At 40.3% G+C, this 14,396-nt stretch carries 11 protein-coding genes; 8 read left to right on the forward strand and 3 right to left on the reverse strand.

The features are described 5' to 3' along the window. Positions 1-47 precede the first annotated feature (47 nt). On the reverse strand, positions 48-1,310 hold the full coding sequence (locus B5X77_RS11630; protein WP_079508155.1) for an L-lactate MFS transporter: 1,263 nt from the start codon (positions 1,308-1,310) through the stop codon (positions 48-50). 480 nt (positions 1,311-1,790) lie between these two features. Between B5X77_RS11630 and fdhD the strand changes: the two genes are divergently transcribed. The 8 genes from fdhD to B5X77_RS11670 all read left to right on the forward strand — a co-directional run bounded on the left by fdhD (position 1,791) and on the right by B5X77_RS11670 (position 9,616). Next, positions 1,791-2,579 carry a formate dehydrogenase accessory sulfurtransferase FdhD gene (gene fdhD, locus B5X77_RS11635; RefSeq protein WP_079508156.1) on the forward strand — a complete coding sequence of 263 codons (789 nt, stop codon included), beginning with the start codon at positions 1,791-1,793 and terminating at the stop codon, positions 2,577-2,579. A gap of 471 nt (positions 2,580-3,050) precedes the next feature. After that, the gene (locus B5X77_RS11640) at positions 3,051-3,839 is read left to right on the forward strand and encodes a transporter substrate-binding domain-containing protein (protein ID WP_176167306.1); all 789 of its coding nucleotides are present in this window, start codon (positions 3,051-3,053) and stop codon (positions 3,837-3,839) included. A 130-nt stretch (positions 3,840-3,969) separates the two neighbouring features. Beyond that, positions 3,970-4,629 carry an amino acid ABC transporter permease gene (locus tag B5X77_RS11645; RefSeq protein ID WP_079508157.1) on the forward strand — a complete coding sequence of 220 codons (660 nt, stop codon included), beginning with the start codon at positions 3,970-3,972 and terminating at the stop codon, positions 4,627-4,629. A 28-nt stretch (positions 4,630-4,657) separates the two neighbouring features. Next, positions 4,658-5,380, forward strand: coding sequence for an amino acid ABC transporter ATP-binding protein (locus tag B5X77_RS11650; protein ID WP_079510212.1), 723 nt, complete (start codon positions 4,658-4,660; stop codon positions 5,378-5,380). Positions 5,381-5,944: 564 nt separating this feature from the next. Then, positions 5,945-6,634: a DUF975 family protein gene (locus tag B5X77_RS11655; RefSeq protein ID WP_257391796.1), complete on the forward strand. Its 690-nt coding sequence runs from the start codon at positions 5,945-5,947 to the stop codon at positions 6,632-6,634. Between the two features lie 155 nt (positions 6,635-6,789). After that, entirely contained in the window at positions 6,790-7,341 is a 552-nt protein-coding gene (locus B5X77_RS11660) for a DinB family protein (RefSeq protein ID WP_139378346.1), read from the forward strand. Positions 7,342-7,520: 179 nt separating this feature from the next. Next, positions 7,521-8,057: an NfeD family protein gene (locus B5X77_RS11665; protein WP_079508158.1), complete on the forward strand. Its 537-nt coding sequence runs from the start codon at positions 7,521-7,523 to the stop codon at positions 8,055-8,057. Between the two features lie 11 nt (positions 8,058-8,068). Next, positions 8,069-9,616, forward strand: a complete 1,548-nt coding sequence (locus tag B5X77_RS11670) for a flotillin family protein (RefSeq protein WP_079508159.1) — start codon at positions 8,069-8,071, stop codon at positions 9,614-9,616. Between the two features lie 935 nt (positions 9,617-10,551). Here the strand turns inward: B5X77_RS11670 and B5X77_RS11675 are convergent. Further along, positions 10,552-13,440 carry a M1 family aminopeptidase gene (locus tag B5X77_RS11675; RefSeq protein ID WP_079508160.1) on the reverse strand — a complete coding sequence of 963 codons (2,889 nt, stop codon included), beginning with the start codon at positions 13,438-13,440 and terminating at the stop codon, positions 10,552-10,554. Beyond that, on the reverse strand, positions 13,437-14,324 hold the full coding sequence (locus tag B5X77_RS11680) for an ABC transporter permease family protein (RefSeq protein ID WP_079508161.1): 888 nt from the start codon (positions 14,322-14,324) through the stop codon (positions 13,437-13,439). The genes B5X77_RS11675 and B5X77_RS11680 overlap by 4 nt, the downstream gene beginning before the upstream one ends. Positions 14,325-14,396 lie beyond the last annotated feature (72 nt).

The following is a 14,396-nucleotide window of genomic DNA, read 5'->3' on the forward strand; positions in this document are numbered from 1 at the left end:
TTATAAGATGAAGGTATTTTACCATAAGGTGAGGCAATTACAAAGGATTAGCCTGCCATTCTTTCATTCGCTTCGTTTTGCTTACGAAGTTTCTGGATGTCGCGGCGAATTAAAATGGATACTGCAAGAGCAATAACAAAAAGTCCGCTGAAGAAGGTCAAGCTAGTTGCATAGCTGCCAGTAGTGTCTTTCATCCATGCTGCGAACATTGGTCCCGCGAGACCGGCAGCTGCCCATGCAGTAAGGATATATCCGTGAATCGCTCCTAGCTGTTTTGTCCCAAAAATGTCGCCGATGAATGCAGGAATCGCTGAAAAACCGCCGCCGTACATCGTATATACTACAGCCAGCATGACTTGGAAAAGAAATGCTTCTTTTGTATGCGGTAATAGCATGAATAAAACAATTTGTGTGGCAAAGAAAATTGTGTACGTATTTGGTCGTCCGATATAGTCTGAAATTGAAGCCCAGGCGATACGGCCAAAGCCATTAAAAAGACCCATGATCCCGACAAGTGCTGCTGCTTCTGCAGTCGTTAAGCCAATACTCTCTTCAGCTAATGGCTTAGCCGCAGATAAAATGGCGATACCGCATGTTACGTTGATAAAAAGCATTACCCATAGATAATAAAAACGGGATGTTTTGATCGCTTCATTCGCAGTAAGCTGGGAAAGATCCTTCTTTACCTTCACCTTGCCTGACGCGGCTTTTTCCCTGAACCCTTCTGGAGCCCAATCAACAGGAGGTTTTTCGAGATAAAGGGAAGATAATGTCATAATAATAAAATACGCTGCACCCAAAATATAAAAAGTGTTAGCCGTTCCAACTGATTTAATCAAGGAATCCATGATCGGGCTGCTTATTGCTGCTGCAAAGCCAAATCCCATGATCGCAAGTCCGGTGGCAAGACCTCTTCTGTCCGGAAACCACTTCACCAAAGTAGAAACAGGCGCAATATATCCTACTCCGAGACCAATACCGCCCAACACTCCATAAGTAATATACAGTAAAGGCAATGAACCAAGGCTGACTGCAAGCCCTGAACCTAAAATGCCTGCCCCGAAAAAGCCTGCAGCGAGAAGCCCAGCTTTTCTCGGACCGTGCTTTTCAACAAAATGCCCTAGAAAAGCAGCTGATAATCCTAAAAATAAAATGGCAAGGCTGAATGTAAATTGTACTTGCTTGGAAGTCCAGCCGAACTCCTCGATTAATGGGTTAGTAAAGTTGCTCCAGGCATACACTGACCCGATGGAAATATGGATACCGACCGCTGATGCTGCAATAAGCCACCGATTCTTAGTCTTTTTCATTCTTTTTCCCCTTTGCGCTGTTAAATTTTCGATCTCCAAAAGACACGAATTGCAGTTGATGAAATCTTTCAAGCTATGAAACCCGTTTGCTATGTACCTTTTTGCTGACTCAAGCAGGATGTACCCCAAAAACAAACAGAAAACCGTCAATCTCTCCGGTCCCCACCCATAGAGGAAGGGACTTTGATAGAAAGATTGACGGTTAGTACCAAGCAGGTATCGCTACTTAATGACCAACTGTTAATCGCTTACATTTCCACAACATCCTAACCGAAGACAGGGTCGCTATCTCGAATCAAAATGTTACAGATTTGTGAACTTCGACAAAATTTTATCATTTTAGCATTATAGTTGCAATACCCTTTAAGACTGCTATTATAATTTTACACTGTGATGATGTTGGAAATTTTTCTTGTGAAAACTAAAAGATTGTGTTTAGATTTTAAGTATTCTCAAAATCTTAAAATCCAGGTGACGGCTATGTTAGAAAATATGAGTGATAGATATACGATTACAAAATATCAAAATGGGAAATTTTTGGATGTAGAAGATGTCATTGTGAATGAGTTTCCACTTACCATTTATGTAAACGATATGGAGTTCGCTACTATGGTTTGCACTCCTACACATTTTGAAGAAATGGTTGTCGGTTTTCTTGCTTCTGAAGGGGTGATCCGTTCAAGCAACGACATCCACTCACTCAGCATCGACGAGAGCAGAGGATATGCTTACGTAATGACCAAAGTAAATATGACGACTAACCAGGAATATTATTCAAAGCGATTTATTGGCTCATGCTGCGGGAAAAGTCGGCAATTTTATTTTCATAATGACGCCAGGACAGCTAAAACTTCCATGTCCAGAACGACCATAACAGCAGCACAAAGCATTGCACTTATGAACCAGATGCAAAGCAGCTCACAGGTTTTTCTTGAAACAGGAGGAGTACATAATGCAGCTCTTTGTTCACCAACCGAAATCCTTGCAGTACGCACCGATATTGGGCGTCATAATGCATTAGATAAGTTATATGGATATAGTATCCTTAACAGGATTCCTGTACGAGATAAAGTCATTGTATTCAGCGGCAGGATTTCTTCTGAAGTATTGTTAAAAGCAGCAAAAATCGGAGTGGGTATAGTATTGTCCAAATCTGCACCAACAGACCTGGCCATCAAATTGGCTAAGGATTTAAATATTACTGCTGTTGGTTTTATCCGGGGAAAATCTTTCAATGTATATTCTTGTCCAGAGAGAATCGTTGATTAATAACCTGGTTAATTTATAATTAAAATATAGGTAAAATTGACTGAAGTCAGGGCCGGTTTATGGGGTCCTGGCTTTTTTTAGTATAATAAAATATTTCCTTGCAGTTGGCTTAGCAAAGAAGAATCAGGAGTATTTAAGAGCATCTGGCGGCAAAAGGGAGGCTCGGTTAGCTGAGTTAACGAGGTTGGGGAATATGCTAATATTTAATGAATTATCAGACAATTTGAATTTTGTATGCATATTACGAGATTGTTAGAATTATACTTATTAATATATTTTAGAGATTCAGCGGTTTTTTAGACCCCAAGAGGATAAAAGAACTGTTTTTCAAAATAGTAGTTTACTAGTGTATTCAAGTGGGTATCAATAATTTAGGGTGAAATGTTACGGTTTTTCATAGATTGGTTATGATAGCCGTTTAACAGAATAAATATGTAAAGAAACTAATCATTATGAGGGGGAGTTTTAGCAGTGAAGAAATTGTTATCATTATTCATTTTAGTGGTGACCCTTACAGGTCTCCTTGCTGCATGTGGCAGTGATGAAAAAACATCCGGTGAAGGCGGTATGGATCTCGCTGAGGAAGGAAAGTTTACATTTGCTTCTTCTGGTGAATTCAAGCCATTCAGCGTGACAAGTGGCGGAGGCAAGATGTCCGGTTTTGATATCGATGTTGCCGAAGCAGTGGCAAAAGAACTGGGTCTTGAACCAAACCAGCAGAAATTCAAGTTTGCCAGTATTGTTGAAGGAGTCAAGTCAGGACGTTTCGATGCGGCTGTTGCCAGCCATACCATAAATGAAGAGCGTTTAAAGCATGTTGATTTTTCAACTCCGTACTACTATTCAGGACCGCAAATCTTTGTTAGGCCTGACAGCGATGTTCAAAAACTTTCGGATTTAAAAGGAAAGGAAATCGCAGTTTCGAAAGGTTCAACCTATGCAAAATCGGCAGAAGAGGTAACAGATAACATTGTGCTTTATGATAGTGACGTAACAGCGTTGGAAGCATTGGCCAATAAAAGGCACGACGCTGTCATAACGGACTTTGTTACAGGAAAAGAAGCAATTGGTGCCGGTCTTAAAATCGAAGGCAGAGAGCTTCTTGGCCGAAGCGAGCAGGCAATTGCTATAGCCAAAGACAATGATGAATTACTGAAAAAAGTCAACGAAGCATTGGAAACTTTGAGAGAAAATGGAACGTTGAAAAAAATCAGTGAAAAATACTTCGGTGAAGACATAACAGCCAAGCCGGAGGAATAAGTTGTCAATTTGGAGCGAATGTGCGGTTAAACTGCACATTCGTTTCTGCTTAAAATGCTATTTTCATAAAACATCAATAACTATTTATGAAACGAACGATAAAAAGAGCCCACAGGGAGTTGAATGAATCTTGCCAAGTCTATCGCATGTTATAGAAGTCTTTTTTGACACGTATGATATTTTCCTCAAAGGTATGCTGCTAACATTGCAGGTAACAGCAGTGTCGATTTTAATTGCTATTTTCATAGGTTTGTTATTCGCCTTTTTAAAAATTTCAGGAATCAAGGTACTGGAATGGATTGCCGATGCCTATATTTATCTGGTCAGGGGAACCCCGTTAATTGTACAGATCTTCATCTTCTATTTTGGAATGACGAGTTTTAATATCTCCGCGTTCTGGTCAGTAGCCCTAGGTCTTGCTTTCCATAACGGTGCATATATCGCAGAAATCTTCAGAGGAACTATTCAATCCATTGACAAAGGCCAAATGGAAGCAGGCCGTTCTCTTGGAATGAGCAGATCCCTTACAATGAGAAGAATCATCCTTCCACAGGCTTTCCGACGTGCCTTGCCTCCACTTGGGAATCAATTCATCATCGGCCTCAAGGATTCATCTTTAGCAGCATTCATAGGAATGTATGAACTATTCAATGTAGCGACAACAAAAGGAGCAAATAATTTTGACAATATGACATATCTGCTCATTGTTGCTATATACTACCTATTCCTGGTTTATCTGATATCTGCTCTAGTTGGACTGCTTGAGAAAAAACTATCCGTAAGTGATTAAGGGGGAAATTATTTTGGACGGAAGAGATATGATCAATGTTAAGAAACTGAATAAATCATTTGGCGACCTTCACGTATTGAAGGATGTTGATATAACTGTAAAAGAAAGCGATGTGGTCTGCCTGATCGGTGCGAGCGGGTCTGGTAAAAGTACATTGCTGCGCTGTTTAAACTTTTTGGAAATAAAAGATAATGGTCAAATTATTATTGAAGGAGAAGAAATTAATGCTGATAGCCATGATCTGAACGAAGTTCGCCAGAAGATCGGCATGGTGTTCCAGCACTTCAATTTGTTTCCTCACAAAACCGTTATTGAAAACATTATTGAAGCACCAGTTCATGTAAAGGGTGTCAGCAAGGCACAGGCAATCCAGGAGGCTAGAGAACTTCTAGGCAAGGTTGGACTTGCAGATAAAGAAAAAGTCTATCCATCCAAGCTTTCCGGCGGACAGAAACAGAGGGTTGCAATTGCGAGAGCGTTGGCGATGAAGCCGGATATCATGCTATTCGATGAACCTACATCTGCACTGGACCCAGAACTTGTCGGAGAAGTACTGGCAACCATGAAGGAACTGGCGGAAGAAGGCATGACAATGGTCGTCGTGACCCATGAAATGGGATTTGCCCGTGAGGTGGCGGATTGGGTCGTTTACATGCATGGAGGACGTATTGTTGAAGTTGGGCACCCTGAAGAAATTTTTGAAAATCCAACTGAAGAACGTACACGCGAATTCTTAAGCAAGACATTTTAAAAGACAGACCACTTAAAAGACAAGACATCTTAATAGATGGGCGCTTAGTATTTACTAAGCGCCCTTTTTTGTCTTTGGCTGTTTTCGTAAAGATTGTTGTTAAAATCCGAAAGCCGATTTTAACTTGATAAGATGCGATTATGTAGTTCGATATTAAGTGTGCTAGCTCTTTTCTCATAATAAGCTTAATTTTTTTGGTTTAAACATAGGTCATTCAATCATATTTCGTTGTTAGAGAAATGATCCTTGTCTTTAAACACGCTTTTTGCAGTGATCGGCAAGAAAAAATGCATAGATTATATGGATACTGCATAGATTTTTTGGAAAATGCCGCCAAGTGCAGCTTATTTTATTTCAAAATCAATAGTTATCTTCATTCCAGCGGGCTAGCCCATATCCTCCCACCATCCTGTCTCTCAAACTGGACCCCTTACCTAATAATAAACTTCATAATTTGAAGTTTCTTATATTCTAAGTATGATAAAAAAGTTGATAATATAATAAAATATACTTAAGATGTTGGGGGATTAACCGATAACATTTTTATGTAAAGGAGGGAATTAAATGGAAATGACTATATCACAAATCAAAAAGAAAGCACTTGCTTCACTAAAAGGAAAATGGGGAATTAGCGTTGGCTTAACGATAACTATTTTTTTCATAACTACTTTCGTGCCAATGTTCATTGAAATATTTCTAAGTGGGGGATTTTCGCAGTGGGTTTCCCAGACGGAAACGCCGCTTATCGCAGAATCAGTTAATTTTGTTCTGACACTTTTCTTCATTCCCCTCACGGTAGCCAGCTATTGGTTTTATTTAGTTATTGCTAGGTGGTATGACCCGAAAATCTCTGATGTCTTTTCTGTATATAAGGAATGGGAACTGGCATTAAAAGTAGTAGGTTCTTCTATTCTGGTCTTTTTCTTTTCCATGTTATGGACATTATTATTGATAATACCAGGTATTATCAAAGGGATTTCATATTCTCAGGTTTTTTATCTGCTCAGGGATCAACCGGAGCTTTCAGGTCTTGAAGCGATTACCGAAAGTAAAAAAAGGATGAAAGGGTATAAGTGGAAGTTTTTCCTGTTGAATTTAAGCTTTATCGGCTGGGCTTTTATTGCGATTTTTACTCTAGGAATTGGATTCCTATGGCTCGCTCCTTATATAAGTACGGCTAATGCTACATTTTACAATGAAGTAATCGCTCCACAAGGAAAAGATGATGCTAATTCCGAAGATTTAGCGATGTAATGATGAACAGCTTCAGCTAAATAGCTGGGCTGTTTTTTTGGTGCTCAGATAAATAAGAGAATAATTAGACGAGTGAAGATTACCAATTCTAAAGGATAATCATGGAAAATGTAGAATATTATAATTTCACATTCATATTGGAAATGAGGGGAACTATGGGAGCAGACAGATCTAAACTTTATTTAATCGATCAGAAGGAAGGATTCAGTCCAACTTTCAGTCATCTGGTGTCGATGATGAATTATGTACGTGCGACTACTCTGGAAGAAGTGGAAGGACTCTCAATAGAAGAACTGGATTTTCTTGTCCATGAAGAAGCAAACTCTATTGGTATGCTGCTTGGCCATATGGCCGCGGTAGAAACAATCTATCAAATTGTAACCTTTGAGAAAAGGGATCCAACCGAGGAAGAAGAAGAAACGCTATCAGCGGGCCTTGAGCTTGGGGAAAAGGGACAGGCAGCGTTAAAGGGATTTGACCTAGAACATTATCTTGCCGATCTCCAGGCTGTCCGGGAAGAAACCTATAGTAAATTCCATACACTAGCTGATGAATGGCTGTTCGAACAAACGAACTGGTGGTGGAACGAGCAGGGGAACAATTACTTCAAATGGTTTCATGTGCTTGAGGATGAACTGAACCACCGTGGTCAAATTAGGATGATAAAGAAGATTTACAGCAGGGTAAAGAGCCCTCTAGTTAAATAAGAAGAAGAAAATCCGTGGAGGTCTTTCACGGTTTTTTTTTGAAGAATAAAGATGCAGTTATTTTTCTGCAAAATAATAAAAATTTTTGAAACTTAAAACTATGACAATCGTATTACATATCAAGAAATAAATGGAATAAGGGAGGGTGCATGGTTCGATTTTAGCAAGGGGTGATATAAATGGAGTTGTTTGGTATTCCATTAGAAACGATTTATTTTTACGGACTAGTAATTTCAGGTGTCGTCACAATTCTTTACTTATTTTTTGGTGATGCTCTTGAAGGACTGTCAGAAGCTATTCCTTTTATGAATCCAACGTTAATTTTTGCTTTTGTCGCGATTTTTTCAGCAGGTGGATATTTAGGTGAAGTTTTTACAAAGCTGGAAAGCTTATTAATCTCTGCAGTTTCCGCAATTATTGCTCTTATTCTCGTTACATTGCTGAATGTATTTGTGCTGATTCCACTATCCAATGCTGAGGAGTCACTCGTCTATAAAGAAAGTGACTTAAGAGGACGGATTGGAACGGTAATCACAGGCATCCCGATCGACGGTTACGGTGAGGTCATAATCGAGAATATAAGCGGCCGAATCTCGAAGCCAGCAGTCAGTTTTACGAAATCAGAAATACCCTATGGGAAAAAAGTGCTCATTATCGATGTCGAAAATGGAGTGCTGCAAGTTAAATTATATGAAGAATTAGAATCTTATATTTAGGGGGAAAAGGCATGGATCTAATGTTTATAGTTATTGGTTTTGTAGTATTTCTCATTATTGCGTTAATCGCTGTTTTCATCACAAAATATAAAACTGCAGGACCGGATGAAGCTTTAATTGTTACTGGAAGCTTTCTCGGAAGCCGCAATGTCCATACAGATGAGTCGAATAATAAAATAAAAATCATCAGGGGCGGAGGTACGTTCATCTTCCCGGTTTTCCAGCAATCACGTCCGCTCAGCCTGCTCTCCAGCAAGCTAGAAGTCACAACACCTGAAGTGTATACAGAACAAGGCGTTCCAGTTATGGCAGATGGAACCGCGATTATTAAAATCGGGGGATCCATCAGTGAAATTGCTACTGCTGCCGAGCAATTCCTTGGAAAATCAAAGGAAGATAGAGAGAATGAAGCCAAAGAAGTTTTAGAAGGGCATCTTCGTTCGATTCTAGGTTCAATGACCGTAGAAGAGATTTATAAGAACCGTGATAAGTTCTCTCAGGAAGTTCAGCGTGTCGCTTCACAAGACCTCGCAAAAATGGGACTCGTCATTGTGTCATTCACAATCAAAGATGTGCGGGATAAGAATGGCTACCTTGATTCCCTAGGTAAACCTCGTATTGCCCAGGTAAAGCGTGATGCAGATATCGCGACAGCCGACGCGGAAAAAGAAACACGAATCAAGAAAGCGGAAGCAGATAAGGAAGCAAAAAAAGCAGAATTCGAGCGTGCGACTGAAATAGCTGAAGCCGAAAAAATCAATGGATTGAAAATGGCTGAATTCCGACGTGAGCAGGATATCGCCAAGGCCCGTGCTGACCAGGCTTATGATCTTGAAACAGCAAGGGCTCAGCAAGAGGTTACAGAACAAGAAATGCAGGTTAAGATCATCGAGCGCCAGAAGCAAATTGAGCTAGAGGAAAAAGAAATCCTCCGCCGCGAGCGACAGTATGATTCAGAAGTCAAAAAGAAAGCTGATGCCGACCGCTATGCAGTCGAGCAATCGGCGGCAGCGGATAAAGCGAAGCAAATTGCCGAAGCCGATGCGAATAAATACCGAATTGAAGCCATGGCACGCGCAGAAGCTGAAAAAGTCCGCATAGATGGTCTTGCAAAAGCAGAAGCAGAACGTGCGCAGGGTGAATCCGAAGCTGAAATCATCCGCCTGAAAGGTCTTGCGGAAGCAGAAGCTAAGGAGAAAATCGCTGAAGCGTTCGAACAATTTGGCCAGGCAGCAATCCTCGACATGATCTTGAAAATGCTTCCTGAATACGCGAAGCAGGTTGCTGCACCACTTGGCAATATTGACAAGATTACCGTTGTCGATACAGGAGGCAGCGATGCCAATGGCGGAGCGAACAAGGTGACAGGTTATGCCACCAATTTGATGGCTACCCTTCAAGAATCCCTAAAAGCCTCATCAGGTATAGATGTCAAAAATCTGATTGAAAACTTTTCCGGGAAAGCAAATGTCAGGCACAGTATTGACTCATTGACAGATGAAATCCGGGTAAGCAAGACTGAAAACAGGATTGAAGCTGCTGTAAAGCAGGAAGAATAGAAGAAAAACCCGCCTGGAATGAGGATCAAAGGGTTCCGTTTTCGGGTGCTTTCTTATTAATAGACACAGGAATTGACGTATGAATTGGCATACGTCTTTTTCTTTATTTATTAAGGTTTCTACGAAATTTCATTAACGTTGACATATCAATTGACTTCATTATTATGATGGACAATAAGTATTGTACACTTTAAAGAGGGGCAAAACTTCTGTCATTTGCAATGCCGTTTTAAGCACCAGTTTTATTGAACCTTATAAGCTAGTCGATAATAAGCTGCTGATTTCCGCCTCTAGGATCAAGAGGGTCCGCACTTATCGGTTGGGAGATCAGGTTAAGCGCCAGAGCTGATAAGTAGACGGAATAATTCCGCTTAATTAGTAATTAATATTAAAAAAGACTAAAATAGACGGAGAAGTTCCGCCTATTGACTAAAAAAATTCGAAAATAGGTGATTTTGCTGTGCATAAGCGGAAAACCTTCCCTTATTTACCCCGAAACAAGCTCCATTCTGAATTTAACCGGAAAATCTCCGCTTATTTTACTTTTGCTGGGCTTCGATAAAGGACAAGACATCTTATTTAAAAGATTACCGTGAACCATATCACAAGTAAGTGAGGTTTTATTTAAATACGGTTTTGGTATGCCTAATAAAGGTACTCGCCAATTTTACTACGGCGAGTTTTACTTTTTTACTTACCAATAATGATGCCAATACAACTGTCATTTCGGCACATATTTTAAAAAAGCACCTCAAAACGGAACGGTTTAAATGAGGTTCCAGGAGGGTTTTTTTGAGTGTGAGACATTTTTATAGCCACTTTTTTAATATTATAGCGAAAATGAAATTTTTATAGCGAATTGGAAATAATCACTGTTTTTTCCAATTCGCTAATTAATTCTTTTCTAGCTAAACGTGCAAGGGTTAAAGTCTCCATCACTCCTTCGTTTCCTGTTTCAGCCAACCTTCGAAATACCCTTTTGCCTGCGGATGGCCGGCCTTTTCAAAAAGTGTGATTAAATCATGTCCGGATGCATTTTTATTCTTATATTCGTTGACATAGTTCTTAATTGCTTTATTCACTTTTCCAGCCTTGACTAAATTGTCCAGCTCAGCATACAGATTGTAACCCTGTAAACCCATCATGATGGAATAATCATTTATATTCTTAAAATCGCTTAATGGGCTGCTTAAATACTGTCCTTCTTTTTGAATCCTTACAATCTCTTCCTGCTGCTTTAATTGATCTTCTGCAGAACTGCTGGTCAGGTAGCCCTTTTCGCCCATATAGGTTTTTAGCGAAAAGCTGACGAGACCTTCATTAACCCATGGTTCCTTGTAACCCTGGGTTCCGACCATCCCGGATAGCCACTGGCGAATCACACCCTCTGTCATGCTAAGAGAGGAAAAATTATTATCTGTAAAATTATAACCAGGTGTAAAAATCATTCCCTGGTAAGCCATTTGCGGGTTACTTTCCCCGGTGCGAATCACATCCAGTTCCTTATAGGGCAGTGGGGTGCCGTAGATTTCCTCGAAAAAGTCGATTGATTGCCCAGCGCCCATAGCATTCCTGTTTGCGATTTCTTGTTTGTCAATGGAAGGGCGGTACCAGACATTCACAAGTGTATCATTATTGGCCATGAATCTTTCAGCTTGATAATATTGTTTATCCAGAAGGACGATAGAAAAATCACGCAAGTTTTCCGCCTTGACGTGATATTTCTGATTTTCACCGTTGCTTTCAATAGTTGCATTGGCTTCCTCCGCATTCGAAAGGACCTGGTATTTAACGGCTGTGCCAATTGTCACGTCAAAATTAGCCGTTTCGCTGTAAAACGGATAACCAAGTGGTGAATAGGGATCTAAGTTCCAGCCATTTTTATCATACACTGCTTGTTTAGGCAGGAAGCTGCCGAGCCAAACAGCGGCATAATCATAGCTCGCATTGCTGTAATTCACAGGAAGCTGAAAATTGAATTGAATGTCCAGTTCTGCGGTCTCTTTACTCTCCCATTCCTTCATTTGAATTTCTAAAATAGTGCCTTCGACTTTAAACTCAGCTTTCTTGTTGTTTACTTTGATGTCAGCGATATCCATCCAGCCAGGAGCAGGTGATGGACCTAGTATGAATTTCCAGTCGGGTCCATCAATCGGCTCCTTAAACTGGTTAGGGTAAAGGTGGAAATAGATTTTTTCCTGGTTTGCACCAGTTGTATTGACTGTGGAAATATGCAGGCTTCCCTTTAAAATTGCATCTGCATCCTGATATGTCAGTTCGGCTTTGTAATTGACTGGCACATGTTCCTTATTTGTGAAACTATAACTATATAGGTCCTGTGACTCTTTTGGTTCACTGGATGCTTCTGTACTTTTCGCCTCTTTATGTTTTGGGCTTGCCTCATCTTTTCCAAGGAATTCAGCATATGAAAATACACCGGCCCATAATACGAATGACACCATCAATAAAGCAGTGAAAATCTGGCGAGGGTATTCTGATATATGTTCCGCAGCCTTCAATGCACCCATATCGATAATTCGGAAGATCTTATAGCGGCACATATACCCCCTGGCCATTCTCAGTTTTTCAAGAAACAAGTCACTATAATAACTCTTCTTTTCATGCTCTGCAGCAGGCTGCTCCGGCACGCCAACTAATACAAAACTTCTTGAGCAGCTTAATTTTTCTTCAACCTCTTTTTCGGCACGGCTATTAGCTCTATTTCTAACAGGAACCACACCTGCTATATGGTCCTCAATCCCTTTTTTCATCCAATTCACTACGATTGCAATAAAAGCAATCATCACTATGGGGCTGTAGGCCATCCAAGGCGCACGCCTGATCAGCCAGAAATTTTGACCGGCCATCCCCGCTAGTTCATTTGAAATTGATCGATAGATCAGGCGCGGATCATTAGTCAGCGCTGTGGGGTGCGGACCGCCCAGATACAAGGAAAAGATGCCAAGGAATGTTAAGAGCTGAAGCACGGATAACATTTGCTGTGTGAACAGTAACAGTAAATGGGACTGGATATTTGGCCAGACATGCTTGATCAAAGTATGGAACTTGCTTGCTCCCATTAGTGTAGAACTCAATACAAACGGCTGTTTTTCAATCTCGTCTATCAAATCCAGGATAAAGGAATAGACGCCAGGGAGCCCAATGAACATCAGAACAAGAATCTGGTATTCTAATATTACTTTTGGAGATATTCCTATAGGTACCGCTGCCACCGGTATAATCAGGATAATACCGGCCAGCAGAGGCGGAAAGTACCGAAATGGCCAAAAGAAGGCAGTGAAATATCGTTTAAGGCCTGGATACCATAATGTGGTAAGCAACGCCAGAATGATTCCTAAGAAGAAGCGGATAAGAGTGATGCCGATTACAGCACCAAGTGTATATTTAATACCAACAAGAATCAGGTTCACCATGCTCCTTGCACCTAAATCTGTCCCAAGCGGGAAAGTCAGGGACGGAGGGGCTGGCGGTGCCGCGACAAAATTACCGTTTTCATCAAAAATTAATGGTTCATTACTCTCTGGTATGGGTTCAGTGAACCAACTGACCATGAACAATAAGATAAGAATCAGGGCTCCGACTTTAGCGTTCCGATATTTCAGCTTATAAATATACAGAAACAGAGCAATTAATCTATTAAATAAGTTTTGAGTCCTTGCTGCCATTCCTTTTTTTATCTTCCCCATATTCATGCTTTTTGTTTTCCTGTTTATCCCTCCAAGGCCAGCTTTACTATTCTGGTGATGGATGCTCCTATGTAGTAAGGCTAATAAAGTTGAAAATAGACTTATGAACCTTTTCATATATTCAACCCCCGGGCTTTTCCGACAAACTTACCGAAAAAAGTGACTAGTCTTTCCAAGAGGATGACCGGGAGCATAAAGACCCCGACATAAAATAAAATCTTAGCTGGGGAGACTCCAGGTGTCATCATGAGATTATAAAGTTCTTGTATGTATCCATCCAGGATAAACATGTGTTCAACGAGAACAAGGTTGGTCAAAACCAGGTAGATGATTGTTTTGAAGTGAATGGAAACAACTGGTACGATATTGCGGGTTAAGTGGACAAACAGGATTTGCATTTTAGATAATCCTTTTGCCTGGCCCAAAAGTATATAATGTTTTTCGAATTCATCCTCCATAATTTTTATTAGGAATTGAGCTAAAAACAATGAGGGGAGGAACGAATTTATGATCATTGGAAAAATAAGGGGTTCTTTCCCAGCTAGCCCATACATATTTACCAGGCGGATATCAAATTCCCTGAAAAGGGTAATCAATACCAGCTGCATCAGGAAAATAATGAGTAAATCAGGCAGGCCCCCGAAGAAATTCAGGATATGTTTTACTTTGGAGCGATGGGAATAAGGAAGAGTCATAAATAAATAGGCGATAAAGCTTCCTATAAAAACAGTAAACAACAGACTTACAGAAATGATTTCTATGGAATATGTATACCTTTCGATAACAGTTTCCTGGTACCAGCTTTCTAAAAATTGCCAGCTGGATGGCTTGAATAACTGTTCGGCAGTGGCTGACATGGTTTTTAATAGAGCTGCCAGTTCAATGTCAATGTGCTCACTTCCCGACGTCCTCAATGAAAAAAGCCTGGGAAATGCCATGAAAAATAGCAGACCTGCAATTGTGGTCAATATAAATAATGCGTTTTGAACTAACTTCTTCATATGGCCTCCTTTGGGGAAATTTTACTTATAATATTGTCTGACGTCGTAAGGTTATGAAAGGTTGCAAAACTT

Origin of the sequence: Mesobacillus jeotgali, from assembly GCF_900166585.1 — a bacterium.
GTDB classification, from domain to species: Bacteria; Bacillota; Bacilli; order Bacillales; family Cytobacillaceae; genus Mesobacillus; species Mesobacillus jeotgali_A.